General features: G+C 61.0%; 13 protein-coding genes. 11 read left to right on the top strand and 2 right to left on the bottom strand.

Annotated features, from left to right (window positions below):
- Positions 1-262: 262 nt before the first annotated feature.
- The 6 genes from SSARUM2_RS18200 to baeR are packed head-to-tail and all read left to right on the top strand — an operon-like array spanning position 263 to position 11,248.
- Positions 263-1,516, top strand: a complete 1,254-nt coding sequence (locus SSARUM2_RS18200; RefSeq protein ID WP_049234949.1) for an MdtA/MuxA family multidrug efflux RND transporter periplasmic adaptor subunit — start codon at positions 263-265, stop codon at positions 1,514-1,516.
- On the top strand, positions 1,516-4,635 hold the full coding sequence (locus SSARUM2_RS18205) for an MdtB/MuxB family multidrug efflux RND transporter permease subunit (protein WP_060453050.1): 3,120 nt from the start codon (positions 1,516-1,518) through the stop codon (positions 4,633-4,635). The genes SSARUM2_RS18200 and SSARUM2_RS18205 overlap by 1 nt, the downstream gene beginning before the upstream one ends.
- Positions 4,632-7,712, top strand: a complete 3,081-nt coding sequence (mdtC, locus tag SSARUM2_RS18210) for a multidrug efflux RND transporter permease subunit MdtC (RefSeq protein ID WP_047570975.1) — start codon at positions 4,632-4,634, stop codon at positions 7,710-7,712. The genes SSARUM2_RS18205 and mdtC overlap by 4 nt, the downstream gene beginning before the upstream one ends.
- Before the next feature lie 10 nt (positions 7,713-7,722).
- The gene (locus SSARUM2_RS18215) at positions 7,723-9,153 is read left to right on the top strand and encodes an MFS transporter (protein ID WP_060453051.1); all 1,431 of its coding nucleotides are present in this window, start codon (positions 7,723-7,725) and stop codon (positions 9,151-9,153) included.
- Positions 9,150-10,532: a two-component system sensor histidine kinase BaeS gene (gene baeS / locus SSARUM2_RS18220; RefSeq protein ID WP_033635541.1), complete on the top strand. Its 1,383-nt coding sequence runs from the start codon at positions 9,150-9,152 to the stop codon at positions 10,530-10,532. Before SSARUM2_RS18215 ends, baeS begins: the two co-directional genes overlap by 4 nt.
- The gene (gene baeR, locus SSARUM2_RS18225; protein WP_033635542.1) at positions 10,532-11,248 is read left to right on the top strand and encodes a two-component system response regulator BaeR; all 717 of its coding nucleotides are present in this window, start codon (positions 10,532-10,534) and stop codon (positions 11,246-11,248) included. The genes baeS and baeR overlap by 1 nt, the downstream gene beginning before the upstream one ends.
- Positions 11,249-11,255: 7 nt before the next feature.
- Here the strand turns inward: baeR and SSARUM2_RS18230 are convergent, their stop codons facing one another.
- Together SSARUM2_RS18230 and SSARUM2_RS18235 are read right to left on the bottom strand one after the other, a co-directional pair.
- The gene (locus SSARUM2_RS18230) at positions 11,256-11,645 is read right to left on the bottom strand and encodes a type II toxin-antitoxin system VapC family toxin (RefSeq protein WP_060453052.1); all 390 of its coding nucleotides are present in this window, start codon (positions 11,643-11,645) and stop codon (positions 11,256-11,258) included.
- A gap of 3 nt (positions 11,646-11,648) precedes the next feature.
- Positions 11,649-11,912 carry an AbrB/MazE/SpoVT family DNA-binding domain-containing protein gene (locus SSARUM2_RS18235; RefSeq protein WP_004941563.1) on the bottom strand — a complete coding sequence of 88 codons (264 nt, stop codon included), beginning with the start codon at positions 11,910-11,912 and terminating at the stop codon, positions 11,649-11,651.
- 339 nt (positions 11,913-12,251) lie between these two features.
- On the opposite strand from SSARUM2_RS18235, the gene SSARUM2_RS18240 reads away from it, so the two are divergent.
- From SSARUM2_RS18240 to SSARUM2_RS18260, 5 genes are all read left to right on the top strand, one after another.
- A complete protein-coding gene (locus tag SSARUM2_RS18240; protein WP_033648841.1) occupies positions 12,252-12,590 on the top strand; it encodes a YegP family protein in 339 nt (112 codons plus the stop codon).
- Positions 12,591-12,770: 180 nt separating this feature from the next.
- On the top strand, positions 12,771-14,123 hold the full coding sequence (gene yegQ / locus SSARUM2_RS18245) for a tRNA 5-hydroxyuridine modification protein YegQ (RefSeq protein ID WP_033635545.1): 1,353 nt from the start codon (positions 12,771-12,773) through the stop codon (positions 14,121-14,123).
- Between the two features lie 466 nt (positions 14,124-14,589).
- Positions 14,590-15,495, top strand: a complete 906-nt coding sequence (gene yegS, locus SSARUM2_RS18250) for a lipid kinase YegS (protein ID WP_033635546.1) — start codon at positions 14,590-14,592, stop codon at positions 15,493-15,495.
- Positions 15,496-15,784: 289 nt separating this feature from the next.
- Positions 15,785-16,834 (top strand): class I fructose-bisphosphate aldolase, encoded by a 1,050-nt coding sequence (gene fbaB, locus SSARUM2_RS18255; RefSeq protein WP_033635553.1) that lies wholly within the window; start codon positions 15,785-15,787, stop codon positions 16,832-16,834.
- A 337-nt stretch (positions 16,835-17,171) separates the two neighbouring features.
- The gene (locus SSARUM2_RS18260) at positions 17,172-17,699 is read left to right on the top strand and encodes a hypothetical protein (RefSeq protein ID WP_033648847.1); all 528 of its coding nucleotides are present in this window, start codon (positions 17,172-17,174) and stop codon (positions 17,697-17,699) included.
- Positions 17,700-17,932: the final 233 nt, after the last annotated feature.

Here is a 17,932-nt window from a genome sequence, read left to right on the forward strand (position 1 = left end):
CCATGAGTTAAATGATTTGCCTGTTAATTATTAGCGCCAAACACAGGAAATCGTTAAAACGTATTGGCTATAAGCCGGAATAAATCACTTATAAACATAGCACGCTCAAATCACCCACTTATTAGGACAATGCTGACGGTTCCTCCATATTTCCTTCATTTTTATGCCGTCTTCGCTGGCTAAACTAGTATCCTGTAAGGAGTGTCATTTTTGTGGCAATGAGTGCCCGCACCCCTGCCTTTTGGAGAGAATTTTCGCCGCCATGAATGCAAAACCCCAACGCCGTTCCCTGATGCCGCGCCTGCTGGTTGCGGCCATCCTGGTCATCGCCGCCGTCTTCGCCTGGCGTTATTTTAACGCCGCTCAACCGCCGGCCGGCACGGCCCCGGGCGCGCAGCAGGCCGGCGGCAAAGCGGGGGCCGGTCGCGCGGCGGGCGGGCGGCGCGGCGCGCCGATGTCGCCGGTGCAGGCCGCGACGGCCACGCAACAGACGGTGCCGCGCTATCTTTCCGGCTTGGGCACCGCCACCGCCGCCAATACCGTCACCGTCACCAGCCGGGTCGATGGCCAACTGATGGCGATCCACTTTACCGAAGGCCAGCAGGTCAAAGCCGGCGATCTGCTGGCGGAGATCGATCCCCGGCCGTTCCAGGTTCAGTTGACCCAGGCTCAGGGGCAGTTAGCAAAAGATCAGGCCACGCTGGCCAACGCCCGGCGCGATCTGGCGCGCTATCAGCAGCTGGTGAAAACCAATCTGGTTTCCCGCCAGGAACTGGATACGCAAGCCTCGCTGGTGCAGCAGACCGAAGGCGCGATCAAGGCCGATCAGGGCGCGGTCGACAGCGCCAAACTGCAGATCACCTACAGCCGCATCACCGCGCCAATCGACGGCCGCGTCGGCCTGAAACTGGTCGACGTCGGCAACTATGTCACCAGCGGCAGCACCACCGGTCTGGTGGTGATCACGCAGACGCACCCGATCGACGTGGTGTTCACGCTGCCCGAAGGCAACATCGCCGATCTGCTCAAGGCGCAAAAAGCCGGGCCGGTGGGCGTCGAAGCCTGGGATCGCACCAACCAGAACAAGCTGACGACCGGTTCGCTGCTGAGCCTGGACAACCAAATTGATACCGCCACCGGCACCATCAAGCTGAAAGCGCGCTTCACCAACGAAGATGACGCGCTGTTCCCCAACCAGTTCGTCAACGCGCGGCTGCAGGTGGATACCCTGCACGATGCGGTGGTGATCCCGACCGCCGCGCTGCAGATGGGCAACGAGGGCAACTTCGTCTGGACGCTCGGCGAAGACAACAGGGTCAGCAAACATCGGGTCACCGCCGGCGTGCAGGACAGCCGGCAGGTGGTGATCAGCGCCGGCCTCAACGCCGGCGATCGGGTGGTGACCGACGGCATCGATCGCCTGACCGAAGGCATGCAGGTGGAAGTGCTCGCGCCGAGCGAAGCGCCGGCGGCGGCCAACGCCAAGCGCGAACCTGACGTTCAGAGGAAGTCCTGATGCAGGTGATGCCTCCCAACGCCGGCGGCGGTCCGTCCCGCCTGTTTATTCTGCGTCCGGTCGCCACCACGCTGCTGATGGTGGCGATATTGCTGGCGGGGATTATCGGCTATCGCGCGCTGCCGGTGTCCGCCCTGCCGGAGGTGGATTACCCCACCATCCAGGTGGTGACGCTGTATCCCGGCGCCAGCCCGGACGTGGTGACCTCCGCCATTACCGCGCCGTTGGAACGCCAGTTCGGCCAGATGTCCGGCCTCAAACAAATGGCGTCGCAAAGCTCCGGCGGCGCCTCGGTGGTCACGCTGCAGTTCCAGCTGGCGCTGCCGCTCGACGTCGCGGAGCAGGAAGTGCAGGCGGCGATCAACTCCGCCACCAACCTGCTGCCGACCGATCTGCCCTACCCGCCGATCTACAGCAAGGTTAACCCGGCCGATCCGCCGATCCTGACGCTGGCCGTGACCTCCACCGCCATGCCGATGACGCAGGTGGAAGACATGGTGGAAACCCGCGTGGCGCAAAAAATTTCTCAGGTGACCGGCGTCGGCCTGGTGACGCTGGCCGGCGGCCAACGCCCGGCGGTGCGCGTAAAATTGAACGCCGCGGCGGTCGCCGCCTATGGCCTGAACAGTGAAACCATCCGCGCCGCCATCAGCAACGCCAACGTCAACTCGGCGAAAGGCAGCCTGGACGGCCCGACCCGCTCGGTCACCCTGTCCGCCAACGACCAAATGAAATCCGCCGACGACTATCGCCAGCTGATCGTCGCCTATCAGAACGGCGCGGCGATCCGCCTGCAGGATATCGCCACCATCGAACAAGGAGCGGAAAACACCCGGCTGGCGGCCTGGGCCAACAAGCAACAGGCGATCGTGCTGAACATTCAGCGCCAGCCCGGCGTCAACGTCATCACCACCGCCGACAGCATCCGCGAAATGCTGCCGACGCTGATTAAAAGCCTGCCCAAGTCGGTCGACGTCAAGGTGCTGACCGATCGCACCACCACCATCCGCGCCTCGGTCAGCGACGTGCAGTTCGAGCTGCTGCTGGCGATCGCGCTGGTGGTGATGGTGATCTACGTGTTCCTGCGCAACGTGCCGGCGACCATTATCCCCAGCGTGGCGGTGCCGCTGTCGCTGGTCGGCACCTTCGCCGCCATGTACTTCCTCGGCTTTTCCATCAACAACCTGACGCTGATGGCGCTGACCATCGCCACCGGTTTCGTGGTGGACGACGCCATCGTGGTGATCGAGAACATCTCGCGCTACATCGAGAAAGGGGAAAAACCGCTCGACGCCGCGCTGAAAGGCGCCGGCGAGATCGGCTTCACCATCATCTCGCTGACCTTCTCGCTGGTGGCGGTGCTGATCCCGCTGCTGTTCATGGGCGACATCGTCGGCCGCCTGTTCCGCGAGTTCGCCGTCACGCTGGCGGTGGCGATTTTGATCTCCGCCGTGGTGTCGCTGACGCTGACGCCAATGATGTGCGCGCGCATGCTCAGCCACGAATCGCTGCGCAAGCAGAACCGGTTTTCCGCCGCCTCCGAACGCTTTTTCGAGCGGGTGATCGCGCGATACGGCCAGTGGCTGAAAACGGTGCTTAACCATCCCTGGCTGACGCTCGGCGTGGCCGTCGGCACCCTGGCGCTGACGGTATTGCTGTACCTGCTGATCCCGAAAGGCTTCTTCCCGGTGCAGGACAACGGCATCATTCAGGGCACGCTGGAAGCGCCGCAGAGCGTCTCGTTCAGCAATATGGCCGAGCGCCAGCAGCAGGTCGCGGCGCAGATCCTCAAAGATCCGGCGGTGGAAAGCCTGACCTCGTTCGTCGGCGTCGACGGCAGCAACGCCACGCTCAACAGCGGCCGGCTGCAGATCAACCTGAAACCGCTGAGCGAACGCAGCGAGCGCATTCCGGCGATCATCAGCCGCCTGCAGCAGCAGACGGCGCAGTTCCCCGGCGTGAAGCTGTATCTGCAGCCGGTGCAGGATCTGACCATCGATACCCAGGTCAGCCGCACCCAGTACCAGTTCACCCTGCAGGCGATGTCGCTGGACGATCTCAGCCTGTGGGTGCCGCAGCTGATGGATGAGCTGAAGCAAACCCCGCAGCTGGCGGACGTCACCAGCGACTGGCAGGATCAGGGGCTGGTGGCCTACGTCAACGTCGATCGCGATTCGGCCTCCCGCCTCGGCGTCACCATGAGCGACGTGGACAATGCGCTGTACAACGCGTTCGGCCAGCGCCTGATCTCCACCATCTACACCCAGGCCAACCAATACCGCGTGGTGCTGGAGCACGACGTCAGCGCGACGCCGGGGCTGGCGGCGCTCAATGAGATCCGTCTGAGCGGCAACGACGGCGCCGTGGTGCCGCTGAGCGCCATCGCCAAAATCGAAGAGCGCTTCGGCCCGCTGTCGGTCAACCATCTCGACCAGTTCCCGTCGGCCACCGTTTCGTTCAACGTCGCCGACGGCTACTCGCTCGGCGAGGCGGTCGACGCGGTCACCCAGGCGGAAGAAAATCTCAACATGCCGAGGGACATCACCACCCAATTCCAGGGGGCGACCCTGGCCTTCCAGGCGGCGCTCGGCAGCACGCTGTGGCTGATTTTAGCGGCGGTGGTGGCGATGTACATCGTGCTGGGCGTGCTGTATGAAAGCTTCATTCATCCGGTCACCATCCTCTCCACCCTGCCGACCGCCGGGGTCGGCGCGCTGCTCGCGCTGATGATGGCCGGCAGCGAGCTGGACGTGATCGCCATCATCGGCATCATCCTGCTGATCGGCATCGTGAAGAAGAACGCCATCATGATGATCGACTTCGCGCTGGCGGCGGAACGCGAGCAGGGCTTATCGCCGCGCGACGCCATCTATCAGGCCTGCCTGCTGCGTTTTAGGCCGATCCTGATGACCACGCTGGCGGCCTTGCTCGGCGCACTGCCGCTGATGCTGAGCACCGGCGTCGGCGCGGAGCTGCGGCATCCGCTCGGCGTCTGTATGGTCGGCGGTTTGATCATGAGCCAGATCCTGACGCTGTTCACCACGCCGGTGATCTACCTGCTGTTTGACAAACTGGCGCGCAACACGCATCGCCAGCCGGATACGCAGGAGCTGCCGTGAAATTCTTCGCCCTGTTCATTCACCGGCCGGTGGCCACCACCCTGCTGACGCTGGCCATCGCCATCAGCGGCGCGATCGGTTTTCGCCTGCTGCCGGTGTCGCCGCTGCCGCAGGTGGACTTTCCGGTGATTTCGATCAGCGCGTCGCTGCCGGGCGCCTCGCCGGAAACCATGGCGTCCTCGGTGGCGACGCCGCTGGAGCGCGCATTGGGCCGCATCGCCGGGGTTAACGAAATGACCTCGATGAGCTCGCTCGGCAGTACCCGGGTCATTTTGCAGTTCGATCTCGATCGCGACATCAACGGCGCCGCGCGCGATGTGCAGGCGGCGATCAACGCCGCGCAAAGCCTGCTGCCGACCGGCATGCCGAGCCGCCCCAGCTACCGCAAGGTCAACCCTTCCGACGCGCCGATCATGATCCTGACGCTGACCTCGGACACCTACAGCCAGGGGCAGCTTTACGATTTCGCCTCCACCCAGCTGGCGCAGAAGATCAGCCAGACCGAGGGCGTCGGCGACGTTTCCGTGGGCGGCAGCTCACTGCCGGCGGTGCGGGTGGAGCTGAACCCTTCGGCGCTGTTCAATCAGGGCGTGTCGCTGGACACCGTACGGCAGGCCATCGCCAACGCCAACGTGCGCCGCCCGCAGGGCGCCGTGGAAAACCCGCAGCAGCGCTGGCAGATCCAGGCCAACGACGCGCTGAAAACCGCCGAGGCCTACCGTCCGCTGATCGTTCATTACAACAACGGCTCGGCGGTGCGTTTGGCCGACGTGGCCGAGGTCAACGACTCGGTGCAAGACGTGCGCAACGCCGGGATGACCGACGCCAAACCGGCGATCATTCTGGCCATCAGCCGCGCGCCGGACGCCAACATCATCGAAACCGTCGATCGCATTCGCGCCGAGCTGCCCGCCCTGCAGGAGAATATCCCGGCCTCGATTAAACTCAGCGTCGCGCAGGATCGTTCGCCGACCATTCGCGCGTCGCTGGCCGAGGTGGAACAGTCGCTGGCGATCGCCATCGGGTTGGTGATCCTGGTGGTGTTCATCTTCCTGCGCTCCGGGCGCGCCACGCTGATCCCGGCGGTCGCCGTGCCGGTGTCGCTGATCGGCTCGTTCGCCGCCATGTATCTGTGCGGGTTCAGCCTCAATAACCTGTCGCTGATGGCGCTGACCATCGCCACCGGCTTTGTGGTGGACGACGCCATCGTGGTGCTGGAAAACATTTCCCGCCACGTCGAGGCCGGCATGAAACCGATCAACGCCGCGCTGCTGGGCGCGCGGGAAGTCGGCTTCACCGTGCTGTCGATGAGCGTTTCGCTGGTGGCGGTGTTTATCCCGCTGCTGTTGATGGAAGGCCTGCCGGGGCGCCTGTTCCGCGAGTTCGCCGTCACCCTGTCGGTATCGATCGGGCTGTCGCTCATCGTCTCGCTAACGCTCACGCCGATGATGTGCGCCTACCTGCTGCGCCACCAGCCGCCGCGTTCGCAGCGGCGGGCGCGCGGCTTCGGCAAAATGCTGCTGGCGCTGCAGCAGGGCTACGGACGCTCGCTGAACTGGGTGCTCGGCCACTCGCGCTGGGTGCTGGCGGTGTTCCTCGCCACCCTTGCGCTCAACGTCTGGCTGTATATCAGCATCCCGAAAACCTTCTTCCCGGAACAGGATACCGGGCGCCTGATGGGCTTTATCCAGGCCGACCAAAGCATTTCGTTCCAGGCGATGCGCGGCAAACTGGAAGACTTCATGAAAATCGTGCGCGAAGATCCGGACGTGGAAAACGTCACCGGTTTTACCGGCGGCTCGCGCACCAACAGCGGTTCGATGTTCATCTCACTGAAACCCCTGTCGGTACGCAGCGACGATGCGCAGAAAGTGATCGCCCGCCTGCGTGCTCGCCTGGCCAAAGAACCGGGTGCCAGCCTGTTTCTGATGGCGGTGCAGGATATCCGCGTCGGCGGCCGGCAGGCCAACGCCAGCTACCAATACACGCTGCTGGCGGACGATCTCGCCGCGCTGCGCGAATGGGAGCCGAAGATCCGTACCGCGCTGGCCGCATTGCCCGAGCTGGCGGACGTCAACTCGGATCAGCAGGATAAAGGCTCGGAGATGGATCTGGTCTACGATCGCGAAACCATGGCGCGCCTCGGCATTTCGGTGTCCGACGCCAACAACCTGTTGAACAACGCCTTCGGCCAGCGGCAGATTTCGACCATCTATCAACCGCTCAACCAATACAAAGTCGTGATGGAAGTGGCGCCGCCCTACACCCAGGACGTGAGCTCGCTGGACAAAATGTTCATCATCAACAGCGAAGGCAAGGCGATTCCGCTCTCCTACTTCGCCAGTTGGCGGCCGGCCAACGCGCCGCTGTCGGTCAACCATCAGGGGCTGTCCGCCGCCTCGACTATCTCCTTTAACCTGCCGGACGGCGGCAGCCTGTCGGACGCCACCGCCGCGGTAGAGCGCACCATGACTCAGCTCGGCGTGCCGTCTACGGTACGCGGCGCGTTCGCCGGCACCGCCCAGGTATTCCAGGACACCCTGAAGTCGCAGCTGATCCTGATCCTGGCGGCTATCGCCACGGTCTATATCGTGCTCGGCGTACTGTACGAGAGCTATATCCATCCGCTGACCATCCTTTCCACGCTGCCTTCCGCCGGCGTGGGCGCGCTGCTGGCGCTCGAGCTGTTCGGCGCGCCGTTCAGCCTGATCGCGCTGATCGGCATCATGCTGTTGATCGGCATCGTGAAGAAAAACGCCATCATGATGGTCGACTTCGCGCTCGAGGCGCAGCGCAACGGCGGCATCAGCGCCCGCGAGGCGATTTTTCAGGCCAGCCTGCTGCGTTTCCGGCCGATCATGATGACCACGCTGGCGGCGTTGTTCGGCGCACTGCCGCTGGTGCTGACCAGCGGCGACGGCGCGGAGCTGCGCCAGCCGCTCGGCATCACCATCGCCGGCGGCCTGGTGATGAGCCAGCTGCTGACGCTGTACACCACCCCGGTGGTCTATCTTTACTTCGACCGGCTGCAGGCGAAGTTCCGCCGCAACAAGCAACTGGCCCCGCTGCCGCATTAATGGCCGACCGATGCTGATGAAACACGCCGCCACGGTACGCTGGCAACTCTGGATAGTGGCATTCGGCTTCTTTATGCAGACGCTGGATACCACTATCGTCAACACCGCCCTGCCCTCGATGGCCGCCAGCCTGGGGGAGAACCCGCTGCGCATGCAGTCGGTGATCGTCTCGTATGTGCTGACGGTGGCGGTGACGCTGCCGGCCAGCGGTTGGCTGGCGGACAAGGTCGGCGTACAGCGGGTGTTTTTCAGCGCCATCCTGCTGTTCACCCTCGGCTCCCTCCTCTGCGCCCGTTCGGAAACCCTGAACGAGCTGATCGCCTCGCGCGTGCTTCAGGGCATCGGCGGCGCGATGATGGTGCCGGTCGGGCGCCTGACGGTGATGAAGATCGTGCCGCGCGAGCAGTACATGGCGGCGATGACCTTCGTGACGTTGCCGGGGCAAATCGGCCCGCTGATGGGGCCGGCGCTGGGTGGCTTCCTGGTGCAATACGCCAGCTGGCATTGGATTTTCCTGATCAACATTCCGGTGGGCATCGTGGGCGCCATCGCCACGCTGTTGCTGATGCCCAACTACCAAATGCAGACCCGCCGCTTCGATCTCAGCGGCTTTATCCTGCTGGCGATCGGCATGGCGTCGCTGACGCTGGCGCTCGACGGCCACAAGGGCATGGGGCTGTCCGGCGACGCCATCGCCGGCCTGGTGGCGCTGGGCGTGGCGGCGCTGTTGGGGTATGTTTGGCATGCCTACGGCAATAGCCGCGCCCTGTTCTCGCTGCGGCTGCTGCGCACCCCGACTTACAAGATCGGGCTGCTGGCCAGCCTGCTGGGGCGCATCGGCAGCGGCATGCTGCCGTTCATGACGCCGCTGTTTCTGCAGGTCGGCATGGGCTTCAGCCCATTCCACGCCGGGCTGATGATGATCCCGATGATCATCGGCAGCATGGGCATGAAGCGCATCGTGGTGCAGGTGGTCAACCGCTTCGGCTACCGTAACGTGCTGGTGGCCGCCACGCTGCTGCTGGCGCTGGTCAGCTTGAGCTTCCTGCTGGCGGCGATGCTCGGCTGGCTGTGGCTGCTGCCGGTGGTGCTGTTCTTCCAGGGGATGGTCAACTCGCTGCGCTTCTCGGCGATGAACACCCTGACGCTGAAAGATCTGCCTGACAGGCTGGCCAGCAGCGGCAACAGCCTGTTATCGATGGTCATGCAGCTGTCGATGAGCCTTGGCGTCAGCGTCGCCGGCATCTTGATCGGCAGCTTCGCCCATCATCAGGTGGTGGCCGATAGCCCAGCCATTCACAGCGCATTTATTTACAGCTACTGCTGTATGGCGTTGATTATCGCTCTGCCCGCGCTGGCCTTCGCGCGCGTGCCGGCCGATAGCGCGCCCAACCGCACGCTGACCAAAGAGCCGGGTACCGGCTCAACGAGGTTGCAATGAGGATAGGCATTACCGGGAAACTGTTCCTGGCCATTTTCGCTACCTGCATGCTGGTGTTGATCACCATGCATTGGGGGGTGCGCGTCAGCTTTGAGCGCGGCTTTATCGATTACATCAAGAGCAGCAACGAGCAACGCATCAATATGCTGAGCGAAGCGCTGGAGGAACAGTACAGCCACCATGGCAACTGGATATTCCTGCGCAACAACGATCAGGTGGTCTACCAAATCATGCGCTCGTTCGAGCAGAACAGCGACAGCAGCCACAATCTGCCGCCCAAGGGCTGGCGCACCCAGTTTTGGGTGGTGGACAGCCAGTTCAATCGTTTGGTCGGGCATTCTGGCCCCCTGCCGAAAGAGGGGCCACGCCACCCGATCCGCTACAACAACCAGATCGTCGGCTGGGTGCTCACCACCCCGGTCGAGCGCCTGACGCGCAATACCGACATCAACTTCGATCGCCAGCAGCGGCGCACCAGTTGGATTATCGTCGCGCTCTCCACGCTGCTGGCGGCGGCGGTGACCTGGCTGCTGTCGCGCGGCATGCTGGCCCCGGTCAAGCGCCTGGTGGCGGGCACCCACCGCCTGGCGGCGGGCGATTTCACCACCCGCGTGGCGGTCAGCAGCCAGGATGAACTGGGCCGGCTGGCGCACGACTTCAACCAGCTGGCCACCTCGTTGGAAAAAAACGAGCAGATGCGCCGCGCCTTTATGGCCGACGTATCGCACGAGCTGCGCACGCCGCTGGCGGTGCTGCGCGGCGAACTGGAAGCGCTGCAGGACGGCGTGCGCCAGCCGACGCCGGCGTCGCTCAGCTCGCTGCAGGCCGAGGTATCCACCTTGACCAAACTGGTCGACGATCTGCACCAGCTGTCGCTCTCCGATCTCGGCGCGCTGGCCTATCGCAAATCGTCGGTGGACTGCGTGCACCTGCTGCAGATCGCCGTCGCCGCCTTTCGCGAACGCTTCCGCGCCAAAGGGCTGGAGATCGTCACCCATCTGCCGCCCCAGGCGCCGCTGTTCGGCGATCCCGATCGCCTGAACCAGCTGTTCAATAACCTGCTGGAAAACAGCCTGCGTTACACCGACGCCGGCGGCCGGCTGGAGATCGGCGCCGAGCTGCAGCCGGGGCGGCTGCTTCTCTACTGGCAGGACAGCGCGCCGGGCATCAGCGATCAGCAGCTGACGCGCATTTTCGAACGTTTCTACCGGGCGGAAGGTTCACGCAACCGCGCCAGCGGCGGTTCAGGGCTGGGGCTGGCGATCTGCCACAACATCGTGGAAGCGCACGACGGGAAAATCCGCGCCGAGCATTCGCCTTTAGGCGGCGTGCGCATTACAGTAGAATTTGCTACTCCGATAAAAAATAAGGCGCCCTGATGGACATTCAGAATCAACCCGTGCAGATCATGATTGTTGAAGATGAGCCCAAGCTGGGCCAGCTGCTGGTGGATTATCTGCAGGCGGCGGGCTACGCCACCCGCTGGCTGACCAACGGCAACGAGGTGGTGCCGACCGTGCACCAGCATCCGCCGGCGCTGATCTTGCTCGACCTGATGCTGCCGGGCGCCGACGGGCTGACGGTGTGCCGCGAGCTGCGCCGCTTCAGCGACGTTCCGATCGTGATGGTGACGGCGAAAATCGAAGAGATCGACCGCCTGCTGGGGCTGGAGATCGGCGCCGACGATTACATCTGCAAACCCTACAGCCCGCGCGAAGTGGTGGCGCGGGTGAAAACCATCCTGCGCCGCAGCTATCGGCCGCAGGAGAGCGCGCGGGAAGATGACCTGCTGCACATCGATGAACCGCGCTTCCAGGCCAGCTATCAGGGGCAGTTGCTGGATCTGACGCCGGCGGAATTCCGCCTGCTGAAAACGCTGGCCAGCCAGCCGGGCAACGTATTTTCTCGCGAGCAGCTGCTGAACAACCTGTACGACGACTACCGGGTGGTCACCGACCGCACCATCGACAGCCACATCAAAAACCTGCGCCGCAAGCTGGAACTGATCGACGGGGAAAAATCCTTTATCCGCTCGGTATACGGCGTGGGCTACCGCTGGGAAGCCGAGCCCTGCCGGCTGGTGAATGGGGTTTAGGGGGAAATCAGCGCGTCCAGTCTTCAACCGCCAACCCGGGCACCATGGCGAATGCGCGATCGTTGGTCACCAACGTCGCGCCACGGCTCTGCGCGTGAGCGGCGATCAGTTGATCCAGCGCGCCCATGATTTTGCCTTTTTTCTCCATGTTCGCGCGCATTTCACCGTAGCAGCGGGCGGCCTCGCTATCCCATGCATAGACCGTCACCGCGGCAAGAAAGGCCTCGACCACGCTTTGCAACGCCTTGTTCCGCCGTTTAGCCACACCGTAAAGCAGTTCCGCCTCCGTGACGCAGGAAATACATACGGCAGAAGGCGGGAGCTTTTCCATGACGTTAAGCACCTGCGGATGCTGCCGAAACAAGTGGCTGACGGTGTTGGTATCAAACATGTACATCGCCTACTCTTCCTCTGAGAATGGATCGCGGTCTGCAACCCCTTGCTGACGATCTTCCGCGCCAAGAAACTCTTGCGGCACCGGCGTTTGGGCGATAATGCTCAGCAGCGGTGCCCAGCTGTCCGGCTTTGCCGGATATTTGGATAAAATCACGTTGCCCTCCCGATCGCGACGGATATAGACACGATCCGTATCAAATTCAAATTCCACCGGTAACCTCACCGCCTGATTTCTGCCGTTTTTAAACAGCTTTGCGATTCTTTCCATCTCGACAACCTCCACAGCAGGCATAGGCCAAAGCATATGCCTGTAGCGTGTCGATGCCAAGATGTATCGCTCATTTTTCATCCATATTGACGAAACGGCCAAACCGTAACGCACAATCTCACGGGGTGAAACCCTGTTCCCCTTGTTATGCGGCGCACTGCGCAATCACCGCGCCTTCCCTTAGCTTCCCGTGCGGCGCCAGGTTCACCGAATGAAAACTCCGCGCCGGCGCAAAAAAACTGCGTATTTTTTCGACTAAGCTGCTGTGAGGTTTAGCCGCCGATTTTCAAGCGATTGGCTACACTTACATCACGAATCGGAACCTACAGGAGAAGAACCATGGCAATCGGTCATTATGAGCTGAAAAAAGCAAAGAACGGGCAGTACCACTTCAACCTGAAAGCCAGTAACGGCGAGAGCATTCTGGCCAGCGAAATGTACGCCAGCAAAGCCTCGGCGGAGAACGGCATCGCTTCGGTGCAGACCAATTCACCGCACGAAGCGCAGTACGAACTGAAGCACAGCACCAGCAATCAGCCCTATTTTGTGCTGAAGGCAAAGAACCATCAGGTGATCGGCGTCAGCGAAATGTACAGCTCCGAAAGCGCCGCTAAAAACGGTATCCAGTCGGTGATGAAAAACGGCCCGACCACCGATATCCGCGATTTGAGCGCCTGATCTTTCCCTTTCTCCCGCGCGGTGGCCCGCCGCCGCGCATTTTCCGTTTGACCAAGATCAATCTCCCCTGAATAAATCCGGTTAACTGCTGATTTCTTGCCGCGCTGCGGCTACAATTCCCCGCTTTTACTGCGCCATCAGGTGGCGTGGTGCTGACCTGAAATCAGACCGAGACACACTATGTTTACACCGGAACTTCTCTCCCCGGCCGGAACGCTGAAAAACATGCGTTACGCCTTCGCGTACGGCGCCGATGCGGTTTACGCCGGCCAGCCGCGCTACAGCCTGCGGGTGCGCAACAACGAGTTCAACCACGAGAATCTGGCGCAGGGCATCAATGAAGCCCATGCGCTGGGCAAAAAATTCTACGTGGTGGTAAACATCGCCCCGCACAACGCCAAGCTGAAAACCTTCCTGCGCGATCTGAAGCCGGTTATCGATATGGGCCCGGATGCGCTGATCATGTCCGATCCCGGCCTTATCATGATGGTGCGCGAAGCCTTCCCGCAGATGGATATCCACCTGTCGGTGCAGGCCAACGCCGTTAACTGGGCGACGGTGAAGTTCTGGCAGCAAATGGGCCTGACCCGCGTGATCCTCTCGCGCGAACTGTCGCTGGAAGAGATCGCCGAGATCCGCGCCGAAGTGCCGGACATGGAGCTGGAGATCTTCGTGCATGGCGCGCTGTGCATGGCCTACTCCGGCCGCTGCCTGCTGTCCGGCTACATCAACAAGCGCGATCCCAACCAGGGCACCTGCACCAACGCCTGCCGCTGGCAGTACAAAGCGGAAGAAGGCAAAGAGGACGACACCGGCAATATCGTGCACCTGCACGAGCCGATCCCGGTGCAAACCGTCGAGCCGACGCTGGGCATCGGCGCGCCGACCGACAAGGTGTTCATGCTGTCTGAAGCGCAAAAGCCAGGCGAATATATGAGCGCCTTCGAAGACGAACACGGCACCTATATCATGAACTCCAAGGATCTGCGCGCCATCCAGCACGTGGAGCGTCTGACGCAGCTCGGCGTGCACTCGCTGAAGATCGAAGGCCGCACCAAATCCTTCTACTACTGCGCCCGCACCGCCCAGGTCTACCGCCGCGCCATCGACGACGCGGCCGCCGGCAAACCCTTCGATCCGACTCTGCTTACCACGCTGGAAGGCCTGGCGCACCGTGGCTACACCGAAGGCTTCCTGCGCCGCCACGTGCACGAAGCGCAGCAGAATTACGACTACGGCTCCTCGCTCTCCGAGCGCCAGCAGTTCGTCGGCGAATTCACCGGCGTGCGCCGCGATGGCTGGGCGGAAGTCGACGTGAAGAATAAGTTCGCGCTCGGCGACAGCGTCGAGATGATGACGCCGGGCGGCAACGTGGTGTTCACCCTCGAGAGCATGCAAAATAAGAAAGGCGAGCCGATTGAGGTGGCGCCGGGCAACGGCCATATCGTTTATTTGCCGATCCCGCAGGATATCGATCTCAATTATGCGTTGCTGATCCGCAATTTGGCGGAAGAAAATAGCGCCGGGGCATAAAAATGAATCGCCGTCATTCGGCGGCGATTTTTAGCAAATATTAGAATTGGATCACATCAATGTGCGCGCAGCTTGGTTACTATCACGCTGCTTAAAACGAACAACGAAAATATTTGCATAGCAATACTAGGAACCACCTCCTTAGCCGGCCCAATCTCCCTTGGGCTGGCTTTTTCTTTATGGGTGCGCCTATTTTTTTCGCCGCGCCGATTTCCATAACTTATTCCCGTTATCCGTTTTAATAATAATAATCACGTCGCCTCGATATATAAATAACGCTACAGCGATTAATCCTCTCGTCTTTAAAACCTGGCTTATTTCCGGGTAAAATTCAGATAAATTCGCCTTGTTTCTTATTCACTGAACGCCGGGAAATAACCAGAATTAGCTGAATATTCTGATGGCCTGGTGGCGGCAGCTGGTTTATCTTGAGGCATTCTTGGTTTTCCGCCGGAGGATATCGGCAATGCCTCAACACTCACATGCGCCCGCCCTGCTTATCATCAACGGCAAAGGCGCCGGTAACGAAGAGCTGCGTCAGGCGGTCAAACGCCTGCGCGCAGAGCAAATCACGCTGCACGTGCGCGTGACCTGGGAGCACGGCGACGCCGCGCGCTATGTCGCAGAAGCCACGCAGCTCGGCGTCGGCACCGTCGTCGCCGGCGGCGGTGACGGCACCATCAACGAAGTGGCCGCCGCGCTGGTGCAACTGCCGGCGCACAACCGGCCGGCGCTGGGCATCCTGCCGCTCGGCACCGCCAACGACTTCGCCATGGCCTGCAACATCCCCCCTTCGCCGGAACAGGCGCTGCAGCTGGCGATCAAGGGCCGCTCGGTGCCGATCGATCTGGCGAAGGTCAACGGCGAGCGCTACTTCATCAACATGGCCACCGGCGGCTTCGGCACCCGCATCACCACCGAAACGCCGGAGAAGCTGAAGGCGGCTCTCGGCGGCGTGTCCTACTTCGTGCACGGCTTGCTGCGCATGGATACGCTGCAGGCCGACCGCTGTGAAATCCGTGGGCCGGACTTCCGCTGGGCCGGCGAGGCGCTGGTGATCGGCATCGGCAACGGCAAGCAGGCCGGCGGCGGCCAGGAGCTGTGCCCCAGCGCGCTGATCAACGACGGCCTGCTGCAGCTGCGCCTGCTGATCGCCGATGAGCTGCTGCCGGCGCTGGTCGCCGCCCTGTTCAACGACGAAGAGAGCAACAGCATCCTCAGCGCGGCGCTGCCGTGGCTCGAGATCGACGCGCCGCATGAGATGACCTTCAACCTCGACGGCGAACCGCTCAAGGGTCGCCATTTCCGCATCGAAGTGCTGCCGCAGGCCATCGAATGCCGCCTGCCGCCTAACTGCGCCCTGCTGGGCTGACCTTGTCGGGCGCAGCCGCTGCGCCCGACACCTTGCTGTTCCCAATCGCCCAGCAGAACACCGAGTGGTTCGAGATCGAATAATCAATCGCTTAGCGCGCCGGGGGCGATCGTCCCCGCGTATTTGGCCTCGCAAATGGCATTTCCTCTCAATCGCATCTATTGTTTGTCCTTGCCGGATCCAGTTCGGTAGTATCGCTTTACAGCTTCAATCACCGCTTTTTTACTGCGCCGGTGGTCAAAAACCCTTGCATTGCCGGTGTATGAAGAAGCTTAATCGGGAGTGAACCATGACTGATATTGTGCAGTTGCTAGGAAAGGAAGCGGAAGATCTGCTGCAACACCGCTGTACCACTATCCCCGCCGAGAATCTCTACCTGCCGGGCGACGACTTCGTTGACCGCGTAATGATCGATAACAACCGTCCCAACAGCGTGCTGCGTTCGATGCAAACCCTGTTCAACCACGGCCGCCTGGCCGGCACCGGCTACCTGTCGATCCTGCCGGTCGATCAGGGCATCGAGCACTCCGCCGCCGCCTCGTTCGCCGCCAACCCGCTGTATTTCGATCCGAAGAACATCGTCGAGCTGGCGATTGAAGCCGGCTGTAACTGCGTCGCTTCCACCTACGGCGTGCTGGCGTCGGTATCGCGCCGCTACGCGCATAAAATTCCGTTCCTGGTCAAACTCAACCACAACGAAACGCTGAGCTACCCGACCCAGTACGACCAGACCCTGTACGCCAGCGTCGAGCAGGCGTTCAACATGGGCGCAGTGGCGGTCGGCGCCACCATTTACTTCGGCTCCGAGCAGTCGCGCCGCCAGATCGAAGAGATCTCGATCGCCTTCGAGCGCGCGCATGAGCTGGGCATGGTCACCGTGTTGTGGGCCTATCTGCGCAACCCGGCATTCAACAAGGACGGCGTGGACTACCACTCCAGCGCCGATCTGACCGGCCAGGCCAACCACATCGCCGCCACCATCGGCGCCGACATCGTCAAACAGAAAATGGCGGAAAACAACGGCGGCTACCGCGCGGTGAAATTCGGCTATACCGACGATCGCGTCTACACCAAGCTGACCACCGATCACCCGATCGATCTGGTGCGCTACCAGTTAGCCAACTGCTACATGGGCCGCGCCGGGCTGATCAACTCCGGCGGCGCCGCCGGTGAGAACGATCTGCAGGAATCGGTGCGCACCGCGGTGATCAACAAACGCGCCGGCGGCATGGGCCTGATCCTGGGGCGCAAGGCGTTCAAGAAATCGATGAAAGACGGCGTGGCGCTGATCAACGCCGTGCAAGACGCCTACCTGGACAAGAAGGTCACCATCGCCTGATGTGACGGACCGCCTGTCCTCAAGCCCGGTTCGCCGGGCTTTTTTGTGCATCGAGGGAGGTCTTGACAAGGAAATAATGCAACCGAATGTATTTTATGAGCAAAAATAAGAGCTGGTTTTTATTTGATCTCCCTGGGCTTTTTTTATTCCAAATATGCGAAAGAGAACGACATAAATCATTAAAGATTGAAAGTTAACCTTATCAAACTTCAAATTCCCCACCTTTTCCGAAAACACAAAAACTTAGCGCATTAATAATTATTATAGTTCATTGTTATTTATGGACTTTTGACTAAATTTTACGCTAGTTAACCCACATTTTTATGGTGGTGCCATCATGAAAGTCAATATTGTAATCATCTCCCTGCTCATCCTTTCGCTATCGTCTTGCGCGCTATTTAAATCTCCGGCCTCTAGGCATGAGTTGAAACCTGGAGAAACGTATTGGTTTGACTATGACTCAACAAGAAGCAGCGCCATTTATATTCCCGCAGACTCAAATATCAAGTACTGCGTGGCTCCACCGCCTGATGTCGCGCAGTCCGTTATTGCCGCGCTGAAAGCTGAAATGAGCACGGAACAAATTCAAAAAGTCAGTGGCGATGCAGAGTTCAGCACCGCCGTAGTCGATCTGGCTCGGCGTACCACCACGGTAAATTTTATCCGCGATACGTTGTATCGCGTCTGCGAAGCCAGACTACAAGGCCCGCTCACCGCGACGGAAAAAGAAATTTTCCTGGCCGCGATAGCCGCCGCCAAAGATATGGCAATCGCTGAAAAAGACAAACAAAAGCAAGAACTGGCCCAAACGGCCGAAAGAAACGGTGCTTCCGTAGAGACAATACAAAAGATTCTCGAGCAGTAACAGAAACACGCTAACAACGGCGATTTCCGTATACCCCCTACCCAAAGCCCGGTTCACCGGGCTTTTTTGTGCCCGCGCTCTCCCCCTCATGCCACAGACCTTCTCTTTCTTTCACCTTAAACTTTCAAAATAAAATGTTTATCTTTCAAATTGTGATCTATTTAAAACAAATGGCCCAACAAAGTGACTACTATAAGGCCCATGGCGACAGAGCCGCCGTTCGCTCCAGGCCA

Source organism: Serratia sp. K-E0102 (assembly GCF_029962625.1).
GTDB lineage: Bacteria > Pseudomonadota > Gammaproteobacteria > Enterobacterales > Enterobacteriaceae > Serratia > Serratia sarumanii.